At 44.1% G+C, this 21,252-nt stretch carries 17 protein-coding genes; 3 read left to right on the top strand and 14 right to left on the bottom strand.

The annotated features are described in order from the left end of the window. Positions 1-209 precede the first annotated feature (209 nt). Complete coding sequence (gene fabF, locus Q7P97_RS01005) at positions 210-1,445, bottom strand: beta-ketoacyl-ACP synthase II (protein ID WP_303965252.1); 1,236 nt, start codon at positions 1,443-1,445, stop codon at positions 210-212. A 44-nt stretch (positions 1,446-1,489) separates the two neighbouring features. After that, the gene (locus tag Q7P97_RS01000; RefSeq protein WP_303965250.1) at positions 1,490-2,422 is read right to left on the bottom strand and encodes a beta-ketoacyl-ACP synthase III; all 933 of its coding nucleotides are present in this window, start codon (positions 2,420-2,422) and stop codon (positions 1,490-1,492) included. Positions 2,423-2,600: 178 nt separating this feature from the next. On the opposite strand from Q7P97_RS01000, the gene Q7P97_RS00995 reads away from it, so the two are divergent. Next, on the top strand, positions 2,601-2,783 hold the full coding sequence (locus tag Q7P97_RS00995) for a YjzD family protein (protein WP_085428456.1): 183 nt from the start codon (positions 2,601-2,603) through the stop codon (positions 2,781-2,783). Positions 2,784-2,840: 57 nt separating this feature from the next. On the opposite strand, the gene Q7P97_RS00990 is transcribed toward Q7P97_RS00995, so the two are convergent. The 4 genes from Q7P97_RS00990 to Q7P97_RS00975 form a co-directional block, all read right to left on the bottom strand. Continuing rightward, the gene (locus Q7P97_RS00990) at positions 2,841-4,985 is read right to left on the bottom strand and encodes an ATP-dependent Clp protease ATP-binding subunit (protein ID WP_483315717.1); all 2,145 of its coding nucleotides are present in this window, start codon (positions 4,983-4,985) and stop codon (positions 2,841-2,843) included. A gap of 163 nt (positions 4,986-5,148) precedes the next feature. Further along, positions 5,149-5,628: a ribonuclease E activity regulator RraA gene (gene rraA, locus Q7P97_RS00985; RefSeq protein ID WP_085428455.1), complete on the bottom strand. Its 480-nt coding sequence runs from the start codon at positions 5,626-5,628 to the stop codon at positions 5,149-5,151. 531 nt (positions 5,629-6,159) lie between these two features. Next, positions 6,160-6,474, bottom strand: coding sequence for a metal-sulfur cluster assembly factor (locus tag Q7P97_RS00980; RefSeq protein WP_085428454.1), 315 nt, complete (start codon positions 6,472-6,474; stop codon positions 6,160-6,162). Positions 6,475-6,521: 47 nt separating this feature from the next. Further along, positions 6,522-7,298 (bottom strand): prolyl oligopeptidase family serine peptidase, encoded by a 777-nt coding sequence (locus tag Q7P97_RS00975; RefSeq protein ID WP_303965236.1) that lies wholly within the window; start codon positions 7,296-7,298, stop codon positions 6,522-6,524. Between the two features lie 172 nt (positions 7,299-7,470). On the opposite strand from Q7P97_RS00975, the gene Q7P97_RS00970 reads away from it, so the two are divergent. Further along, the gene (locus Q7P97_RS00970; protein ID WP_303965233.1) at positions 7,471-8,295 is read left to right on the top strand and encodes a Cof-type HAD-IIB family hydrolase; all 825 of its coding nucleotides are present in this window, start codon (positions 7,471-7,473) and stop codon (positions 8,293-8,295) included. Positions 8,296-8,307: 12 nt separating this feature from the next. Further along, on the top strand, positions 8,308-9,165 hold the full coding sequence (locus Q7P97_RS00965; RefSeq protein WP_303965230.1) for a DegV family protein: 858 nt from the start codon (positions 8,308-8,310) through the stop codon (positions 9,163-9,165). Between the two features lie 162 nt (positions 9,166-9,327). Here Q7P97_RS00965 and Q7P97_RS00960 read toward each other — a convergent pair whose 3' ends face one another. The 8 genes from Q7P97_RS00960 to Q7P97_RS00925 all read right to left on the bottom strand — a co-directional run bounded on the left by Q7P97_RS00960 (position 9,328) and on the right by Q7P97_RS00925 (position 21,050). Then, the gene (locus tag Q7P97_RS00960; RefSeq protein WP_303965227.1) at positions 9,328-10,698 is read right to left on the bottom strand and encodes an alpha-amylase family glycosyl hydrolase; all 1,371 of its coding nucleotides are present in this window, start codon (positions 10,696-10,698) and stop codon (positions 9,328-9,330) included. Between the two features lie 179 nt (positions 10,699-10,877). Next, on the bottom strand, positions 10,878-11,009 hold the full coding sequence (locus Q7P97_RS00955; RefSeq protein ID WP_233192393.1) for a resistance to Congo red protein: 132 nt from the start codon (positions 11,007-11,009) through the stop codon (positions 10,878-10,880). A 29-nt stretch (positions 11,010-11,038) separates the two neighbouring features. Beyond that, positions 11,039-11,413, bottom strand: coding sequence for a YisL family protein (locus Q7P97_RS00950; RefSeq protein ID WP_303965223.1), 375 nt, complete (start codon positions 11,411-11,413; stop codon positions 11,039-11,041). Positions 11,414-11,505: 92 nt separating this feature from the next. Next, positions 11,506-12,402 carry a fumarylacetoacetate hydrolase family protein gene (locus tag Q7P97_RS00945; protein WP_303965221.1) on the bottom strand — a complete coding sequence of 299 codons (897 nt, stop codon included), beginning with the start codon at positions 12,400-12,402 and terminating at the stop codon, positions 11,506-11,508. A gap of 55 nt (positions 12,403-12,457) precedes the next feature. Then, positions 12,458-13,645 carry a DUF418 domain-containing protein gene (locus Q7P97_RS00940; protein ID WP_303965218.1) on the bottom strand — a complete coding sequence of 396 codons (1,188 nt, stop codon included), beginning with the start codon at positions 13,643-13,645 and terminating at the stop codon, positions 12,458-12,460. Beyond that, positions 13,642-17,346 carry a helicase-exonuclease AddAB subunit AddA gene (addA, locus tag Q7P97_RS00935; RefSeq protein WP_303965215.1) on the bottom strand — a complete coding sequence of 1,235 codons (3,705 nt, stop codon included), beginning with the start codon at positions 17,344-17,346 and terminating at the stop codon, positions 13,642-13,644. The genes Q7P97_RS00940 and addA overlap by 4 nt, the downstream gene beginning before the upstream one ends. Continuing rightward, positions 17,330-20,821, bottom strand: coding sequence for a helicase-exonuclease AddAB subunit AddB (gene addB / locus Q7P97_RS00930; protein ID WP_303965212.1), 3,492 nt, complete (start codon positions 20,819-20,821; stop codon positions 17,330-17,332). The genes addA and addB overlap by 17 nt, the downstream gene beginning before the upstream one ends. A gap of 97 nt (positions 20,822-20,918) precedes the next feature. Continuing rightward, a complete protein-coding gene (locus Q7P97_RS00925) occupies positions 20,919-21,050 on the bottom strand; it encodes a hypothetical protein (RefSeq protein WP_303965209.1) in 132 nt (43 codons plus the stop codon). Positions 21,051-21,252: the final 202 nt, after the last annotated feature.

Genomic DNA, 21,252 nt, shown 5'->3' with positions numbered 1-21,252 from the left:
CTCCCGATGGATCAGCCCGATCAGGTGAGACAACCAAAGGGAGCCTGCGACCTGGTTGGCTCACCGCGGGCCCATGGGAAAGCGTCCGCCTGGAACGTCGGTAAACGGTGCCCTTCCACTCACCAATGAACTTGAACTTGAACTTGAACTTAAACTTCCCCAATAAAAAAAGCGGAAAGAGTCAAAATCGACCCTTCCCACTTCCACCATTATATCTTCTTAAACACCAACGAAGCATTATGCCCGCCAAAGCCAAGAGAATTACTCATAGCATACGTAATATCCGCCTTACGCGCCTCATTCACCACATAATCCAAATCACACTCAGGATCCGGCGTCTCATAATTCATAGTAGGAGGCAAAATCCCTTCCTGCAACGCCTTCACAGTAAAGATCGCCTCAATACCACCAGCCGCGCCAAGCAAATGACCTGTCATCGACTTAGTCGAGCTCATCGCCAACTTATACGCGTGATCGCCAAACACCGTCTTCGCAGCCATCGTCTCAAACAAATCATTATATGGCGTACTCGTTCCATGTGCATTGATATAATCCACCTGGTTCGGCTCTACGCCTGCTTTAGCCAATGCCTGTTGCATAGCGCGTGCGCCACCTTCTCCACCTGGTGCCGGTGCTGTAATATGATGTGCGTCCCCAGTTGAACCGTAGCCTACAATCTCTGCATAGATCTTCGCTCCACGAGCAACCGCATGCTCATACTCTTCTAAAATCAAGATACCTGCACCCTCACCCATAACGAAACCATCACGGTTTTTATCGAACGGACGGGAAGCCTTTGATGGATCATCATTTAAAGACAACGCCGTACTTGCGATGAAACCTGCTACTGCAAGTGACGTAATCGGTGCTTCAGTTCCACCCGTAATCATCACATCTGCATCTCCGCGAAGGATTACTTCGAATGCGTCCCCGATCGAGTTTGTACCAGATGCACAAGCCGTTACGGAACAAGAGTTGATACCTTTAGCGCCTGTAAAAATAGACACTTGTCCTGCTGCCATGTCCGGAATCATCATCGGAACGAAAAATGGACTGACGCGTCGGTAACCTTTTTCAAGGAATGTATTAAATTGTGTCTCATGTGATTCCATTCCACCGATTCCAGAACCGATCCAAACTCCTGTACGAAGCGCTAAGTCGCCTTCCAGTTCCAAGTTTGCATCTTTCATAGCCATCATTGCTGAAGCGACTGCATAATGCGTGAACCGATCCATTTTACGAGCATCTTTACGTGAAACATATTGCTCGATATCGAATCCTTTAACCTCTGCCATAACACGAACTGGGAATTTCTCTTGATCGAGTCTAGTCATGATATCAATACCGGATTTTCCTTCTAAAACCGCATTCCATGATTCTTCAGCAGAGTTACCTACTGGGGTGATTCCACCAATACCCGTTACCACTACACGTCGTTTTTCCAATTTCAAACTTCCTCTCTATCGTAAACTTTTATTTTACAGGTTATTTATTTACCCCATTTTATACATAAGCCGCCCCATGTCAAGCCGCCACCGAATCCTACAAGAACAATTACATCATCATCTTTCACGCGTCCCTCGGCCAAATCGTCCGTCAATGAAATCGGAATAGATGCAGCTGACGTATTGCCGTACTTGTGAACCGTCTTGGACATCTTCTCGACCGGTAAGCCTAAACGCTCACGTGAGGCTTCCATAATACGGATATTCGCCTGATGAGGAACCAGATAATCCACTTGGTCAGTCGTCAAACCTGCTTTTTTTGCCACGTTGACCGCTGTTTCTCCCATTTGACGTACCGCGAATTTGAATACTTCACGGCCATTCATTTGTAAAAATTTATCATGATGAAGATGTTTTCCACCTGAACCGTCTGCTCCCAATTCGAATGAAAGAATTCCTCTTCCTTCACTCACTTTCCCTACGACTGTCGCTCCTGCCCCATCACCGAATAAAACAGCTGTATTGCGGTCTTCCCAGTCGACGATTTTCGATAACTTTTCCACGCCTACTACGAGGACATAGTCATACGTGCCAGATTCAACAAACTGCTTGGCCGTTACTACACCGTAGATGAATCCTGCACAAGCTGCAGATATATCCATCGCCGCTGCATTCTTTGCACCTAAGCGATGCTGGATCATCGTTGAAACAGAAGGGAATATGTTATCAGGCGTTACTGTCGCTACTAAAATAAGACCGATTTGATCGGCGCGAATCCCTGCTGACTCCAGTGCATCCTTCGCAGCCTCAAATGCCATGTCAGACGTATCAATAGTATCATCCGCAATTCTGCGTTCTTGTATTCCTGTACGCGTGCGAATCCATTCGTCGGAAGTATCTAAACGTTTTTCTAAGTCTTCATTTGTAATCACTGTTTGTGGAACAAATTTACCCATCCCTAAAAGTCCAGCTCTCATCTCATCTACCTCGTTCCTTATCATCTAATATTAGTACCTGGTAGTAATTATAGAAGAAAATGTGTACTATTTCAAGACGAGGACACTTTTTCGTCAAATATAATGTATAAAATCATTTCAACGTTTTGACTGACTATGGTATGATGAACTTTGAAATAGACTATTCGAGGTGAAAATCATGCACTATATTATGACATTTGTTTGGTCGTTCCTATTAGTAGCTATGTTAAACTACGTTGCTGGCTCCATTGGAGGTACTGAATTCGACTTTATGGCGGGCGTTACCGTTTCAATCGTTTTGGCTGTACTTGTATTGATTATCACAGCAATCATTCCTAACGAATCTCCAGCTGACGTTTAATAGACGATCAAAAAGCGTAAGAACTGTTTATCAGTTCTTACGCTTTTTATATTGACCTTATCCTACTGGCATGACTTCTACAACCAATTCTCCATCATTCATGGACAATTTGATTTGCTGTCCTTCGACCAGTCCGCCACGTATTACTTCTTTTGCGACTTTTGTTTCTACATGTCGTTGGATGAATCGTTTCAATGGACGTGCACCGAAATCTGCATCTGCACCTTCACGCACAATCCAATCGAGCACATCTTCATCATAGACGAGTTCTAGATCTTGCTCTTCTAGACGAGCTACCAAATCAACGAGCATCTTGTTAGCAATCGCTTTGAATGATTCAGCAGTTAAAGAATGGAAGATAATGATGTCATCCATCCGATTCAATAACTCCGGCTTAAAGTGACTACGAAGTGCAGCCATGATCAAATCTTCTTTGGCATGCTCGGACTCATCTAAATCATTCTCAAGTAAATAAGCAGATCCAATATTCGAAGTCATAATGACAACCGTATTCGTAAAGTTGACCAAACGTCCTTGGCTATCAGTGATGCGACCGTCATCAAGGATCTGCAGCAAGATATTCGCTACATCTGGGTGAGCTTTCTCGATTTCATCCAATAACACGACTGCATATGGATTCCGTCTGACTGCTTCTGTCAGCTGACCGCCTTCTTCGTACCCGATATATCCTGGAGGCGCACCGACTAAACGAGACACACTATGCTTCTCCATGTATTCAGACATATCAATTCGGACAAAGTGGTCTTCTGAGTCAAACAATGTAGCTGCCAATGTTTTCGCTAGCTCCGTCTTACCTACCCCAGTCGGACCTAAGAACAAGAACGAACCAATAGGCTTATTCGGATCTTGAATACCCGCACGTGCACGCCAGACGGCTTCCGTGACGAGTTGTACGGCATTGTCTTGTCCAATCACACGTTCTTTCAATGTTTCATGCAATCGCAATAACTTCTCGCGTTCACCTTCTACTAGTTTCGTTACCGGAATACCTGTCCAACGCGCAACGATTGAAGCAATTTCTTCTTCCGCCACTTCTTCACGTACTAAACGTAAATCTTTCGTACCTTCAAGTGGGCTTTCCAGTTCTTTCAATGCTTTCTCTAGTGCAGGAATTTTACCGTATTGTAATTCTGCAGCTTTATTCAAATCAAAACTGCTTTGTGCTTCCTCGAGTTCACGACGATAGCGATCTAGCTCTTCTCTTTTCGTTTGAATAATTTTCAATTCAGCTTTTTCATTGTCCCATTGCTCACGCATATCTTTTGAGGAATCCTTCAAATCTTGCAACTCTTCTCGTAAAGTTTTCAGACGAGACTGACTCATCGTATCTTTTTCTTTACGTAATGCCTGCTCTTCAATTTCAAGTTGCATAATTCTACGAGTTACCGCATCTAATTCTGACGGCATAGAGTCAATTTCTGTACGAATCATCGCACATGCTTCATCAATTAAATCTATAGCTTTATCTGGCATGAAACGTTCTGTTATATACCGATCGGATAATGTTGCCGCTGCAACGATGGCTCGGTCATGAATACGCACACCATGGTGTAATTCAAAACGTTCTTTCAAACCACGTAAAATTGAAATCGTGTCTTCAACAGACGGTTCACGAACCATAACTTGCTGGAAACGTCTTTCAAGTGCCGCATCTTTCTCGATATACATGCGATACTCATCTAGTGTAGTCGCACCAATACAGTACAATTCACCGCGTGCAAGCATCGGCTTCAACATATTGCCGGCATCCATCGCGCCTTCAGTTTTACCTGCTCCAACGATCGTGTGGATTTCATCAATGAACATAATGATTTCTCCATTACTGTCTTTCACTTGTTTCAAGACACTTTTCAGGCGTTCTTCAAACTCCCCACGATATTTCGCACCTGCTATCAATGCACTCATATCTAGTTCGAAAATCTGGCGGTCTTTCAATCCTTCCGGCACATCGCCCTTCACAATACGCTGTGCTAATCCTTCAACAATCGCAGTTTTACCAACACCTGGTTCCCCAATTAGTACTGGATTGTTTTTTGTCTTTCTTGACAATATTCGGATGACATTTCGAATTTCTTCATCCCGGCCAATAACCGGATCCATTTTACCATTCTTTACTTCTTCAACTAGATTGCGTCCAAATTGCTCCAGTGGTGAGCGTTGATCTTCTTGTGTTCCATCCATACGCATATACATCCACCTCTCTTTTTGACTTTGACTATCTTTGATTAATTCAATTGTAGTCTATTTTTTAACGAAAGTAAAAAGTTTTAACTTGAATTACTCTATTATTTTTCGTTCGATTTTTTACATAAAAAAGCCGCCCGCATTACGCGAGCGACTGGCATTAAACTAATTGACGTGGCGCAACGACTACCCCATCTTCGTCTGCGTAGACATAGTGACCTGGTGTCCATTCAACGTTTCCAAAATGAAGCACCTCGTCTTTCTGTCCTTCGCCGCGCTTAATACTTTTCACTGGCATGCTACCGATCGCCATGACGCCGATCTCTTGTGTGCCGAGATCCGCTGTGTCGCGTGCGCAGCCGTAGATAATGACGCCAGCAAGTTTGCGATCTTGGGCGATTTCGCCGAGCATGTCCCCCATGAGTGCGCAGCGTTTTGAACCTCCGCCGTCAACCACAAGTACATTGCCTTGCGGTATCGTTTGGAGTGCTTCTTTGACGAGCACGTTGTCTTCGTATACTTTCACTGTAGAGATCGGCCCCGAGAATCTCTTGTGCTTTCCGTAGGATTTGAACTCCACTGTGCATACTTGCAGTTCGTCGATGAAGTCATCGCATAGATCCGCTGTTTTAACTGACATTTCCCATTCCCCCTAGTACATTCTGTTTAACGCTACCCTACTCCTATTCGACACAATCCAGCATTTCCTTTTTTTATTTTGAATGTTGGCATTTGGGATATGAGGATTGGTTAGGTGGGTTACTTGGTGTTCGTCATTGGATGGAAGCTCCAGCTTCCAACTTCCGCTCATAGAATCCGTTTAAGCGCTCATAGAACACTTTTTGCGCTCTATAGCACCTACAATCCGCTCTATTAGACACCACGAGTGCTCATAGATTCATCTATGTGATCATAGAACCTTGGTAACCGCTCATAGCCTCGAAATCTCAACATTAATCACAACCATAACTTCAATGCACAACAAAAAGTGTCACCTACTCACATTGCAAGGGATTGGCGCGTAGGAGGGGCGACTCCTGGAGGATCAGTTCGCCGCGAACCCTCAGGAAAGCGTCCCCTCCGAAGCGCAAATCCCCTTCCCAAAAGCCATGCCAGCCTTTCCCCATCAAAAAACCACACCCTATCAAAAAGGTGTGGTTAGTGTATTCTATTAACGTACGCCGAGTGCAATCTTGGCATAACGAGACATGTTATCGCGGGACCATGGTGGATTCCAAATAATATCTACCACTGTATCCTTCACTTCAGGAAGCTCCATTAGCTCCTGCTCAATATTCGCTACAATCTGTGGACCCATCGGACAACCCATAGACGTCAACGTCATTGTTATTTTCGCGACTCCTTCATCAAGCAACTCTGCATTGTAAACCAATCCAAGGTTGACGATATCAATACCCAATTCAGGGTCGATGACGTTTTCTAACGCACCAAATAAATACTGCTTGATTTCTTCTTCTGTGTTCATCAGGAATGCTCCTCTCTGCTGTGTAGTAATCTTATCTTACCAACATACTACCTTGCGTGCAAATGCTCTGCAAGCCAATTGACTGCGGCTAGCATTCCTGGACGCGAAACGGAGTGTCCTGCCTGTTCGTCAGGCATCCATTTCAGTAGCTCGGGATGGTTTTCGTAATCCTCTTGAATTTCTTCGTAAAATTCTTTTGTGAACTCAAATGGCACCATAGTATCTTGTTCTCCGTGCCACATGAAGAGTGGGCGCTGATGCAATCTGCGTGGATTTTGTGATAAGTCTATTTGATCGAGTGCTGCAAAAAGTTGTTCGCGTTCTTTTTGGCTCACCGGCAATTCTCTACCGTCACGTTCTGCATACGTAATTTGACCTTTTGCCAGGCGCGTGATGGCAGGTGATCCCATCATAACGGATGCTGCGTCTACCCAATCGTAACTAGACAAGCAGCCGAATGTCGTAATGCCGCCCATTGAAGTGCCACCCATACCAATACGTGTTTCTTCATCAATTAATTCTTTTCTAAACAACTCATCATGCAAGATATCTGCTTCTTTAATAGAAGTCAATACGATATCCCAAAAGTTCAATGCTAGTTGAAATTCATTCAGAGATTCTGAACGTTCTCCATGCAATTTGGCTTCCGGTAAAATTACACGAACTCCTTGTTTAGCTAAGTTATATGCGTAATGTAAATTATGTTCCTTTGCGCTAGTAAATCCATGAAAAAATAGGACAACAGGAATGCGTTCGGTTTCTTTTGACTCCTCTACGATATGAAGCACTGGGATCTCTTGCCACTTCTCTGAACGAATAATCATGACGATTCCTCTTTTCTTACAATCATTTACTGTTATGTTAGAATAACAACATTTACCGAATAAGACAAAACCTTCGCCTTATCATCCATTCTTTTGACTTACTTACACGTTTAACGATAAACTATAAAGACATAACAATCTGATACTATAAGCATAAGTAGGAGAGGATTTCTTGAAACCACATTTAATAGTTTTAGACTTAGATGGAACATTACTAACAGATCAGAAAAATATATCATCCAAAACGGAAGAAACACTTCGTAGAGCCGTTTCGCAAGGGCATCATGTCATGATTGCGACAGGCCGGCCCTATCGTGCGAGTGAAATTTATTACAGACAACTTGGATTGACGACACCCATTGTCAACTTTAACGGAGCCTTTGTTCACCATCCTACCGACCATTCATGGAAAACCATTCACGAAACGATTGCGTTACCTGTCGTCAACGAAGTAGTGGAAGCCATGCAAGATTTTCCGGTCCAAAATATCGTGGCGGAAGTTATGGATGACGTCTATACCCAGTATCATGATGAGCGCTTTTTGGATATTTTAAACTTTGGCAGTCCTCTTATTACGGCTGGCGACATCCGGAATTCATTGAAAACGGATCCAACGAGTTTGTTGATTCAAGCTGACCAACTGACAGTCGATCCGATTCGTCAGCATCTTGAAGAGTTGCATGCGGAAGTTATCGATCATAGACGCTGGGGTGCCCCGTTTAATATTGTGGAAATTGTACGCCATGGCCTCAATAAAGCAGTCGGAATTGACGCTGTTTCAAAATGGATGAATATACCGAAAGATCGCATTATCGCATTTGGCGACGAAGACAATGATCTTGAAATGATCGACTACGCAGGGACAGGAGTTGCGATGGGGAATGCCATTGACCAGCTGAAATCCATTGCAGATGAAATCACCGATACAAATAATGAAGACGGCATTTCACGTATACTAGAAGAACGACTATCATTACAGAAAAACATCTTTGTATAAGGGGGAAGAGAAATGAGAATTTTTGCGGATAGTGCTTGTGATTTACCTCTAGACTTCTTTGAAAAAAATGAAGTAGAACTATTTCCGTTAAGCGTTCTTCTGGATGGAAAAGAATACGAAGATATCGTGGAGATTAATTCGAAGGAAGTTTTTGATGCTATTCGTCAAGGACAACAGCCAAAGACTTCCCAAGCTTCACCTGATAAAATGATGACTACTTGGAAAGACCTTGCAACATCGGGTGAAGACGGCATCTACATCGCATTCTCCTCCCAACTGTCAGGCACATACCAAACTGCCGTCATGACGAGCGACCAAGTGAAAGAGGAAAACCCGTCCATGGACTTGGCAGTTATCGACACGCATTGTGCCTCACTCGGATACGGTCTCCTCGTTAAAGAAGCCGTACGTCTACGCAATGAAGGTGTCGGCATGCGAGAAATCGAACAAGAAATCCGCACCATGGCAACACATATGGAACATCTTTTCACTGTAGAAGATCTAGACTACTTAGCAAAAGGCGGACGCGTATCCAAGGCCAGCGCATTTTTCGGCGGATTACTCAACATCAAACCTTTGTTGCACGTAGAAGACGGTAAACTCGTCCCAATTGAAAAACACCGCGGACGCAAAAAAGTGCTACGCCGCATGATCGAAATGATGGAAGAACGCGGCAGCAACTTACAAGAACAAACCATTGCGATCAGCCATGGTGACGACTTAACTACAGCTAAAGAATTCCAAGAAATGATACAAGAAGTCATTCAACCAAAAGCAATCGAAATTCATCAAATCGGCTCTGTCATCGGCTCACACGCCGGTCCCGGAACTATCGCTCTATTTTTCCTAAACAACACAAAAAGCGAATAAAAAAAACAGCCTGCACGAAAAGCAGACTGTCTGAGACTCAAGTTGAATTCCAATATAAGGAACTCATCTTGAGCCTTTTCTTTTACATTAACTTTTATATTTTAATGCACTACCCTATAGGAAAGCGTCCGCCCGGAACGTCGATCGACGGTTCTTTATTCCTTACTTCTTCTCTCTGACAGCTTCCTCAGTCCGACTCTGCTTGCCCTTGCGTATAACCATATACAAAAACAACACAAACAGAACAACTACCAAAATAGAAGCAATCAGATAAGGCGTATTGAACCCTTTATCTTCCTCGACAATATAAACTTCTGCTAGCTCACGATCAAGTACTATCGGATACTTATTATCTTTCGTCTGCTTAATCAGATCCTGACCCACCACACCGCGGAGTTTCTTCTTCTCTCCAATTTTCTCAGGATCTAGCTCGAAGCTCTGTACTACCGATGTATTATTGATCGCAATAATCCACTTCTCATCTTCATTGGATCGTTCAAACACAACAAATCCATCTTCATTATGCAAGAATTTGAAATCTCCTGTGCGAAGTGCATCTGAATCATTACGAAGCGTATTCAGATCACCAATCCACTCTTGTAACTCCATATCTGTCTTGAAATTAAAGAACGGGTGAGATTCCGGTGCCTCTTTACCATTGACAGCAATTTCTGTCGCATACGGTACTAACGGAACACCAGGTAGCATGAACTGTGCCACTGTCGCTACTTTCCAACGTGTTGGTGGGAATTGACGTAGTTCCACCATTTTATATGTAAAACGGGGTCCAGTTAAATCATCAAACTGTAGTAACTTTCCAGCGTCATCATTACTGAATTGATCCAATGAAGAGGAATCAGGATCTACTTGCACGAATGATTCTTGGATAGCTGCACTTTGTTTTTCAGCAGGTACACTGTCAAATGCTGCATCACTTTGTTCATTCGTGATCACGTAAAGTCCTTCGTTCGCTTCTTTCACGGCTTCAATCATGTTGTTCAGGAACTCAGTGTCTGCGTTAGCAATTTTCGTCAGACGAAGCCCGTCCAACTCATAATCAGAAACAAATTGTACAGCCGATTGCAGTAGTTCATCTTGGACAGCGGGATCGTTTACTTCACCTACTAGCGGGAAGTCCGCCATGATTTTTAAATCATTCGCATGCATCTCATCAATCAATGCAATAAACTCTTCCGTAGTACCGAAGTGTGGCTCAATCTCGTTATAGTCAAGGACTTCATTGCCATCGTAAGAAGCCGTTTTGAAAACCGGTCCGACCGAAATCATCGTAAAATGCATATCGATCAAATGTTGCAATCGGTTGCTGATTCCAGCGAAGTCTCCTCCGTTAAATTTCGTCGGGTCTTGTGCGTTGACTTCTGTATCATTCGTTCCCAGTCCGTTATTGAAGCGGTCGACAAGTAAATCATAGATACTTTCATCGCTGAACTTTCTGTCGGTATCTGCAAAAGCGGGTTGTGCTATCGATAGGGCAAGTAAACCTGTTGCCAGTAGTCCGAATATTCGTTTCACTTTAGAAAATCCTCCTCATACAAACTCTTCTTTTAGTTTATCAAACAGCTGTAGACGACGCCATTCTTTCTTATGAAAACCATTGTCGCGTTCTATAAATACGGCAATCTTGTGAAAGAATGTCGAATAACCAAATAAAAAAAGCAGGAGAGGAAAAATCCCCCACTGCTCGCGCATGGTCATGAGTTATCGTCTTCGGTAAAGAAGTCCGGATCCCGCTGCCTTCGCGCACTGACGATAACGGAAACGGCAAACAGCGCCATCAGTAACAGGATCACTATCAAAAATATCCAGCCTGTTTGTGTTGCCATTCGCCCATCTCCTTATCAATCAGTAGTCATTATGCGAAAAAGTTGAAGCCCATCGGTAATTTGAAACCTACGAACATCGTTGCAAGTAGCGCGACAATGAAGAGAATCCACATAAGACCCGTGTTCTTCCCTTTACTTCCGCGAACGAGAACCATTTCCATAAATCCGATTGTCAAAATACCAAGGACAAATTTGATGCCATATAGCATGGAATCAATACTCATATGCTTAAAGAATAACGCAGCTCCTGTGATGATGATCAATACATAGAACAGACGCAAAAACATATGTGTAATCTTTTTTCCTTTTGTTCCATTGGCCATACTTGCTGCTACTAGAAATAGTACAACACCTACTACCCATGTAAAAATATGCATATGGGTTGTATCAGTTAAAAATCCCATTACTTCCACCTCGTTATTAGTATAGTCGATTGATATTCTACCATATCTTTCAAGCTACGACTATTCTGTTGTTTACTACATAGACTTGCGTATTATTCGAAACGGTTAACTAGTGTACCGATCCCTTCGATCGATACTTTAACTGTGTCGCCCTTTTTCAAGTACGTTGGAGGTGTCATACCTTTACCAACACCAGCTGGCGTACCTGTCAAGATTACATCGCCGGGCTCCAATGTGACGTACTTGGAGATTTCAGCTATCAAGTCGTCAATTTTAAATATCATATTAGATGTATTACCGTTTTGGCGCACAGCATCATTTACTTTTGTTACAATGGATAGATTTTGTGGGTTTGGAATTTCGTCTTTCGTCACCACATAAGGACCCATCGGACAAGAACCATCTAAACTTTTGCCTAAGAAGAACTGCTTGTGTTCCGATTGAATATTGCGCGCTGTAATATCATTACCGATTGTATAGCCGAACACGTAATCATATGCCAGTTGTTTTGGAATGTTTTTGCCTGTCTTACTGATCACAACCGCCAGTTCACCTTCATAATCTAATGAATCAGTCACTTCACTGTGGATCGGTAACGTTTGCTCGTCTCCCGCAATTGAAGTAGGGGATTTTGTGAATATCATCAATTTCTCAGGTGCTTTCGATCCAAGTTCCTCAGCATGATCAAGATAGTTCTTCCCTACGCATAACACATTTTTCGGTGTGCGTGGAATTGGAGATAACCATTCGATGTCAGTGAACGCATGCTTGAACTGCTCTACGTTTCCTTCAGCTTCGGTTTTCTCTACCAATTTACGAACTTCCTCCACGAAATCCATGCCGCGAGAAACGCCTTCAATCATCGTTTTAGGGAAATCAGTTTGTTCCAATGCCTCAGCCATTGCAATTAGATCCCACACAGCTTCCTCACGTTTAACTTTTGGTCCGAATAAAGTCTGTCCTTCGTAACGGAATGACAATAATTTCATTTGAATACCCAACCCTTTCCATGTGAATTCACATACTCCTATGTTACGACAAAATCTACTTTTTTTCCTCTTTAACGGCGAAATTCTTTCCATACGACAACTTCCGCCAAATGGCTTCGAGTGGTCCCATCCGGAATTTCGATAACCAAACCTGCGCAATAATGAGCTGGACTACGAAAATTCCGATTGCCAGCCATGTGCCGGTCACTATATCTACTTTACCATACAGACCTGCTCCATATGAATAAAATATCAACGTTGCGATAACCGACTGCATAATATACGTCGTGAATGCCATCCTGCCAACGTTTGCAAAAGGTTGCGTAACATTCTTTAAAAACGGAACTTGGAACAACAATAAGAACATGGCTCCATATCCCAGTGTCAGAATCGGTCCACCGAATATCGATTGAACGAGTAAAATATTTTCAAACTTCGGCCCATCCCAACTCGGAATGTTCTTCAATATAACGCCAATCGGAATAAATACTAGCATAGCCAGCAGCAACTTCCCTTTCAGCGCATACATACGCTCGATGACTTTGAATTTCGATAACGCTGCCCCGAACATGATCAACGGTAAAATGATAAAGACCGCTGTAATCGAGCCAATGATTTCAAAAGTGAAGAATTCATTCAAGCGAAAAGCGAAAATATCGCCGAACGTGCCGTTTGCATAAGCAGCAATTGCTCGTTCGATTTGCTGAACATCTTCAAATCCATCCAACATATTCGATGAAGTCGCACTACGAGTAAGAGCCAAAACACTGTACAGCAATAATGTCGGCACAAAATAAATAACTAACGACAGGGCCAGTAACCACTTTTTAGGAATCCGGATCACCGCAATCATGATGAATCCCATGAGCGCATACGTAAACAAAATATCGCCAGACCAAATGAGTACCGCATGCAACACGCCGAAAACTAGTAGAACTCCCATACGTCGTGCCATAAACGGCCCAAACAACGTGTCATTCTTCAATGATTTTTCATACTGCATATTCATGCCATAGCCAAATAACATCGCGAATAGTGGGTAGAAACTGGCTTCAATAAATACATCAATAAAATGGAACATCGATTGTTCATGCGCAATGGTGTACCAAGAATATGGATCCATATACGCATACGGCGAATGGAAATGAATCATATTCGCTATCAAAATTCCAAGTAACGCAATACCCCTTAAGTAATCGAGTGCTTCCACTCGCTCCGTAAGAGAAGTAGGAGTCAACTTCAAACAAATTCCTCCTGTAAGTTAATGATTTTTGCTCCGCTAAATAAATAGAGCACCATTTCTTTAATTTCAATCGAGAGAATGGATTCCAATACTTTTTTATACAAACTCAACTGAGTGCCATAACGGACTTGCATTTCTTTCGCAATCGCTTGATCCGAATAAAACGCACTGACATCATCCGTTTTATAATCGACGAGCACCCACTCGCCGTCTTCATGGAACAGACAATCCGCGATACCTTGCAGTAACTGATACTCGCCTTCTATAGCGGGCAACGCATACGTAAATGGCATTTCACGCAACACTTGATCGGCTTGAGCCATTCGTTGTCCAAGTGTCGTATGGAAAAATGCGACAATTGCCTGAACGTCAATTGCAGCCGCCTCTTCTTTTGTCAGCAACTCACGCTTCGCAAGCTGTTCGACAAAGTCACTGGCACTTGCTTGATCTAGTTCTGTTTTCAACTGAAGATGCTGCATGACGGTATGCATCGCCGTACCAATTTCTGCTTTTGTCAAGGAACGTTTCTGCAAAAATGATGGGCGTGCATGAAGATTGGAAATTCGCTTCGTGACGTCCGGCTCCAACTCTTCAAACGGATCCGCATCTCCCCGCTCCAATTCAAGCAATGCAATCCGCTTTAACTCACTGACCGACTGCTTGGAAGACAAACCGACCGCAAATTCATACGGATACTGTGCATCAAAACGATTGCGCACCTCTGTAACCAATTTCGGATCCGCCACTGCCGCTTCTTGGTCAATAGGGATCCAATCTTCAATCTCCATCTCATCGGTACTATGGAAAGCAGAAAATGGATACGCATTAACTTCCCACGAAGACGCATCGTCCATCAATTCACCGCCAGCCGTTTTACCGAATTTTCCAAAGTCCATATGACGCGCGACAGCCGGCCCAATCCAATCTAGATAACCCGTCGCCCGTGAACGTTTGTATTCCGGTAAAGGCGCATCTTCATCCAATAACTGTGCTTCTTGCCATTTGTTCATCGTCTTTTCAATGTCTTTAACCGAGGCAATCAACTCCAAATGCTCCTTAGCACGTGTCATCGCCACGTAGAGCACCCGCATTTCCTCTGCCCGCATCTCTAGCTCCTTCTTCTCTTTGATCGCTAGAAACGGTAGTGACGTAAACATAATACGTTTCTCAGGATCAATCGCTTTGACAGCGAGCCCGAAATGCTGATCGAATAAATACGATTGATTAAAGTCCATTTTATTGAACGGACGCCCCATACCCGCTAAAAATACATATGGGAACTCCAAGCCTTTTGATGAGTGGATCGTCATAATACGCACGACGTTTTCCTTTTCGCTCATAAATCGCGCTTCCCCAAGATCATCGCCACGTTTACGCATGCGATCGATAAATCGAAGGAAACGGAACAATCCGCGGAATGATGTTTTTTCATAAGCCATCGCCCGATCATGTAGTGCACGTAGATTGGCTTGACGTTGTTTTCCGTTCGGCAAAATTCCGACCATTTCGTAGTAATGCGTATCTTGGTAGACTTGCCAAATTAATTCAGACAACGAACCGTGACGCGCCCTATTCCGCCAGTCTTCAAGTAACAAGAAAAAGCGTTGAAGTTTTTCCTGTGTCGCTGGATTGACTCCTGCACCACCTGTTTGCATAAAGGCATGTAGCGCTTCGTAGAACGTCACATTGCGATTGACCAGACGAATTTGTGCCAGTTCATTTTCCGTCATGCCGACAAAAGGTGCACGCAACACTGACACGAGTGGAATATCCTGATATGGATTGTCCACGACACGCAATGTATTGAGCATAATCATTACTTCAATCGCATCAAAATAGCCCGAAGACAACGATACGTAGACAGGAATCCCAGCAGCTTTTAATTCATCCGCAATTTCGCTCGACCAAGTCATAGAACGCATGAGGATGACGATATCACTGTATTCGAGTGGACGTTGCTTACCGCTGAATGCATCCGCCACTTGCGCTTTGTCGTCTTTCCACGTCTTGATTTTCTGCGCAATGAAACGCGCCTCTGCCTGGGATTTCTTCAAATCTTGCTGCGCTTCTTGCTCCTCAGACAATTCATCTTCTTCATTCTCATATAAAATCGTCAGCCCAGCTGACACGTCTTTTTCAGGATACTGTGCACCATACTTCAACGCAGCCGCTTCGTCATACTCAATTTCCCCGACACGCGTCCCCATAATCTGTCTGAAAATAAAGTTCGTCGCATCCAGCACTTCTTTACGGCTCCGGAAGTTGGCATTCAAATCGATTTTCAAGCCTTGATCGTCTACGTCCGTTGTAAAGCGATCATACTTCCCTAAAAATAATCCCGGTTCAGCCAAACGGAAACGATAGACCGACTGTTTAACGTCGCCTACCATGAATAAATTGCCGTCCGTTTCTCCACCTTGCTTAACTAATTGTAAAATAGCCTCTTGCAAGAAGTTGGTATCCTGATATTCATCCACCAATACTTCCGCAAATCGATTTCGGTAATCGTTCGCAATATCGGAAGGAACGAGTACGCCCTCTACTTCTTCGGATAAAATCTGTAACGCATAGTGCTCAAGATCCGAGAAATCCACTAAGCCGCGCTCTTCTTTCAACGCTTGATAACGTGCCGTAAAGTCCTCAACCAATCCGACCAGCGTGTGCATGAGCGGCGCCATCAAACGAATTTCCTCCAACAATCTGGCAGGCGTCCGTGTAAAGTACGTATCTTTCAACGCATTGACGATTTTCTTCACTTGATCGCGCATCGACTTCCCTCGTGCAGCCAAGTCTTCGTCACACGTATCTTTCCGAATCGTTCCGGCCTTCCCCCACTTTAACGTCTGAAAATAGGCATAAGCATCTTCCCACTTGCCGTGAAGCATATATTCGAGCGCTCCGTCAATCCATGCTTCATCAGCTTTTGCCGTTTCTAGTAACGGCAACGGCCCATCATTCATTTCCGCTACTCGCTGTAAATCACGCGTAACCGTTTTGGCTTCTTCAAGCGTATGTTGGATCGATACTTTCAGCGAATCAATGAACGACAAATCGTCAATCGTTGCATCCTCACCGATCTCATACTGCTTTGGGATCAGCTCCAACCAGTGTGATGGATTCGGGTGTACACGTGAATAGTCGTACAGTTTATCAATCAATGTCTCGATTGCCTGATCATTACGATCGGCAGTAAAGCTATCACTTAGACGATACATCGCTTCCGGATCAGGCTGACTATACGCCTCTTCCAAAACCGTTGCCACTGTGTCATCGCGTAAAATGGCTGCTTCAGTTGTATCGGCAATACGGAATCCCGGATCTATATCCAGTACATACGAATACTGGCGAACGACTTGCAGACAGAATGAGTGCAAGGAAGAAATTTGTGCTTTATTGAGCAGATTCAGCTGTCTGCGCAAATGAACAGAAGATGGATTTTCAGCAATCGCTTCTTCAAGCGCACTGGCCATTCGATGGCGCATTTCAGCGGCAGCCGCATTCGTAAATGTCACAACTAATAACTGATCGACATCTATCGGGTGTTCTGTATTTAATACTTTTTCAATCATCCGTGTAATGAGTACTTTCGTCTTTCCTGAACCTGCCGCAGCCGATACGAGGATGTCTTTACCGGACGCGTGAATCGCTTTCCACTGCTCGTCCGTAAACGTCTCATGTGGCGGCTTATCTGGAATTTGCATCTGGATCTATCTCCTTCCGCATCTTTTCTAATGACTCTTCTGACTTGTATGCTGTGTAATTCCGTGTAGGCTGTGTCGGATCCGTACTATCAAACTGACAAATCGATTGATACGAACAGAACGTACACGGCATATGTTCTTTCAAGCGGTATGGATAGACGCGTGTATCGCCTGACAACATGCCGTCCCCCGCTTGCTGATGTTTCTTGCGGACATACGAACGCAAAATATTGATATCTTCAGGCGGCACGACTTTTGAAGTCGAATAAAACGAGCCGTCTTTCTTCAAACGCGCAGGAATAATGAGTGACTCACTTTCAAGTTGGTCATCCATTGCAAGCGCCACATCTGCGTCTTCCACTATATAGCCTTGCATTTTATATGATTTCATTAATTCTTTCTCGATTGCGTCTTCATTCAACTCTTTCGTCAATCGCAACATCGGATTGTGAACGTACATATACAGCACACCCGCAGGATTTGCATAGACGCCTAACCAATCTTCCGCGTGCTCAAGCGCTACATCGAGATAGGTTAACATTTGTAGCGATAAGCCGTAATACACTTCCGTTAAATCAAGCGCACGAGCTGATGATTTATAATCCACCACGCGCAAGAAAGTTTGATTGTCTTTTTTCATCGTGTCGATCCGGTCGATGCGTCCGCGAATATGCATCTGTTGACCATTTTTCAGGTTAATTTCCAGTGGTGCAATTTCTTCATTCGGACCGAATCCTGCTTCAATCGCAATCGGCGTGAAGCTTGAATTACGAGCCTGCGACTGCAATGCCCGTATCGTCCGTTGAATGATTTGCATTAATTTCCGCTGAATATATGCATAGCGCTGACTCGATAATAAAATTCTATGGAAAAACTTCGGCGCCAGTGCATCAATCGCTTCCCGGCCCAACTGCCAGCACTGCTCTTTCGTCAATGCCGCCCAAGATAAGCCTTGGCGCATCACTTCATCCGAAACCCATTTCAGTGCCGCGTGGAATAAATCCCCGATATCCGGTGCTTCTAGCTGGAACTCAAAACGCTCTTGTAAATTCAAGCCATACGTCGTGAAATGTTGGAACGGACAGCTATAATACGATTCAATTCTCGAGACACTCGTCGTAAAGGACGATCCATATAAACCAGTCGTCAATTCCGAATCAAGAAGCTCTGTTTTCTGTCGCTTCAATGCGGGTTGAATGATCGATTCTATGACTGAAGACCAAAGTGGATCTTCTTTATAATAGGCGAGAACCGCTTGCCATTCAGGCGCAATTTCTTCTTGAGTCGATGCTTGGCGCATAATACGAATTGCGTAAGACAGCGCAACGTCAGGATGTTCGATATAGACCAGCTTGTCTTTTACTTCAGATAACTCTGTCGGCTCAATAACGGCAATCTCTGTAGGAATATTTGATACGATTTGCTGCAATCTCGGAATATAAAGAGACGGTATCAACGCTTTTCCTTCTTCATCAGCAATTGGATAACTGACAGTCAAACGCGCACTGGCTCCTGTAAACGCACGATACGCCATATACGACTCGCGCATAAGTTGAAGCTTCGTCGTGGGTGCCAACGTAATTCCAATTTCACTAAACAACTCGCGGTCACTATCTGAAAGCAATCCTTCGTGATCATTTCGCAGTGGCAATATTCCTTCATTTGCACCGAGTACGAACACCGCTTCCACATCCATCGAATTAAATAACTCCACTGTCGTCACGGTAACTTGATCGAGCGATGGCGGAATTAATTTGAATTCGAGCGTGTCGAATCCTTCATCCAGTATTTTAATCGATTCTGCAATCGGTAATTCTTTCTCTCCGAACATCAACACAAACTGATCGAGCACATTAATCCAACTCGTCCACGCTTGTTCGTGTTCAGCCGCTGCTTGTAGGTGATTATTTGTCTGTTCGGTTTGCTGCAACTCTATTATTTTATCATAGACATTCAGTGACTCCAGCGTATAGAACAAAGCTTCCGCCACGTCTCTTCCTGTTACAGCTACTTTTAGTTTCTGCTGTAACTGTTCGATCGGCTCTCGAATCAAATCGCGTGTCTCGGCAAACTCCGCCTGCATTGCCAGTTCTTCATCCGTCTGAACGGTTTTAATCTTCTCGAGCCCTCTATAGCGACTCACTTTCCAGCGCTCTTCGTCTTGCCAGCGGGATTTACCATGAATTCCTTTTGCGAGTACGAAATTCTCCAGACGATCCGCACGCTCTCGCCATACTTGCTTACTTTCATTGACAGGGAAAAACAGATCCGTCTTCACAGCCCGAAACACCGCTTCATACGACCAATCCGTGCGCACAGCTTCCAGCAATGAACGCGCAAATTCAATCAATGGATGATGAAGCATCGGCTTTTTCTGGCTAATGAAAACCGGTATATCATATTGCGTGAAAATATTTTGAATTAATTCGTTATAGACATCTGGTTGACGATTTAAAACCGTCATGCCTCGATATCGTTTACCTTCGCGCATCATTTTACGTATCGAGCGCGCTACCGCATGAATCTCTGCACGTCGATTGGACGCTTCAATGACTTGAATGGCCCCTTCGGATTCAAACGCTTCAGGAGGATATTGATCAAACTGCTCTTCTAGGTGAGCCAATTCGCGATTCGAAAAGCGCTGCGACTCCGTTAAATGCACACGTTCTTCACGATCCACCGACTCACTGTATGCAAGCTGTTGAAGTGTTTCATATTGTTGCTGCGCCGTATGGAACAACTCATGCTCACTCGTATGCACTTTTTCTTCCATTGGCAATACGACTGTCACACGTTTCGTATATTTCATTAATTGCGTAATGATAGTGTATTCCTGTGTCGTGAAATCACCGAAGCCGTCAATGTAGACCGACGCGTCCTGCAACCACTCGGAATGCGCCAACTGATCAGCAAGTGCATTCAATTGTCCTTCGCTGTCCATATACGTCGTCCCTAGACGTTCTTCAATCTTCTCAAGCAACAGCTGCAAATCATGCGCCTTGTCCTGCAATATTCGAGGCGCTTGCTTTTCTGCAAGCGAAGTTTTTAATTCCGTAAACGCTTGCTGATCGATACAATATTTGCTGAATTCTTTCATGATGTCGCTAATTTGTTCAGCGAACCCGTGCTTGGAAGCAGCTTGTTTAAATAGCTTAAACGAGTCTTTGTTTTCTTCTAGCACGCTACGCACGAGCATGCGGTATCCGAAGCTGTCGACTTCTTCACGCGTGATGCCGCCCACTTCTTGCAGCACGCGCCACGCGAGACGTTTGAATGTGAGGACTTGTGCACGGATCATGCCGGTTAATCCTGACTTGACGGATAGGCTGTATTCCATTGAGTAGGATAGTTGGTCGGGCACGATGACTATGATGGGGGCTCCCATTGGGCGTTCTTTTAGTTCTTGTGCGATTTCTTTTTCAATGAAGGTGGTTTTTCCTGTTCCGGAACGGCCGGTAACGAAGCGCAATGACATGGTGGTCTCCCCTTTCTTTTGATGCTGGTGTATATGAAACGTAAGTAGGTTACGATGTTAGGTAGTGGTTTTTGCAACCCCTTTACTCTTCCTTGTTTTATGCATAGGTAGTGGTTTGACTGGCAATGTAAGTGGGGCGGTCATTGGCCCCACTTCGGCGGTGGTGGATGGCTTCCGCAATGAGCCAGACAGGTAGTGCGCCTGGCTGTCTCATTACTACGCCTACCACGTGCAGCCGCCTTCGTTGGATAATGTGTAGGGCAGGTCAGGTACTTGTTTTTCGAGTACACGGATTATTTGTTTGTACTAGTAAGTAGGATACGATGTTAAGTAGTTGTCTTTCCGTTTACTTTTCCTTGTTTTATGCAAAGGTAGTAGTTTGACTAGCAATGTAAGTGGGGCGGTCATTGGCGCCACTTCGGCGGTGGTGG

Source organism: Sporosarcina ureae (assembly GCF_029267015.1).
Taxonomy (GTDB): Bacteria; Bacillota; Bacilli; order Bacillales_A; family Planococcaceae; genus Sporosarcina; species Sporosarcina ureae_D.
The sequence above is the reverse complement of the archived record's forward strand: the minus strand, read 5'-3'. Positions and strand labels throughout refer to the sequence as shown.

Excerpts from the sequence above, each read along its gene's own strand:
- Q7P97_RS00955 (WP_233192393.1), bottom strand. The coding sequence starts at position 11,009 with ATGGCAACACAAACAGGCTGGATATTTTTGATAGTGATCCTGTTACTG.
- Q7P97_RS00945 (WP_303965221.1), bottom strand. The coding sequence starts at position 12,402 with ATGAAATTATTGTCATTCCGTTACGAAGGACAGACTTTATTCGGACCA.
- Q7P97_RS00995 (WP_085428456.1), top strand. The coding sequence starts at position 2,601 with ATGCACTATATTATGACATTTGTTTGGTCGTTCCTATTAGTAGCTATG.
- Q7P97_RS00965 (WP_303965230.1), top strand. The coding sequence starts at position 8,308 with ATGAGAATTTTTGCGGATAGTGCTTGTGATTTACCTCTAGACTTCTTT.
- addB (WP_303965212.1), bottom strand. The coding sequence starts at position 20,821 with ATGTCATTGCGCTTCGTTACCGGCCGTTCCGGAACAGGAAAAACCACC.
- Q7P97_RS00990 (WP_483315717.1), bottom strand. The coding sequence starts at position 4,985 with ATGGATGGAACACAAGAAGATCAACGCTCACCACTGGAGCAATTTGGA.
- Q7P97_RS00950 (WP_303965223.1), bottom strand. The coding sequence starts at position 11,413 with ATGGGATTTTTAACTGATACAACCCATATGCATATTTTTACATGGGTA.
- rraA (WP_085428455.1), bottom strand. The coding sequence starts at position 5,628 with ATGTCAGTTAAAACAGCGGATCTATGCGATGACTTCATCGACGAACTG.
- Q7P97_RS01000 (WP_303965250.1), bottom strand. The coding sequence starts at position 2,422 with ATGAGAGCTGGACTTTTAGGGATGGGTAAATTTGTTCCACAAACAGTG.
- Q7P97_RS00975 (WP_303965236.1), bottom strand. The coding sequence starts at position 7,298 with ATGATTATTCGTTCAGAGAAGTGGCAAGAGATCCCAGTGCTTCATATC.
- Q7P97_RS00980 (WP_085428454.1), bottom strand. The coding sequence starts at position 6,474 with ATGAACACAGAAGAAGAAATCAAGCAGTATTTATTTGGTGCGTTAGAA.
- addA (WP_303965215.1), bottom strand. The coding sequence starts at position 17,346 with ATGCAAATTCCAGATAAGCCGCCACATGAGACGTTTACGGACGAGCAG.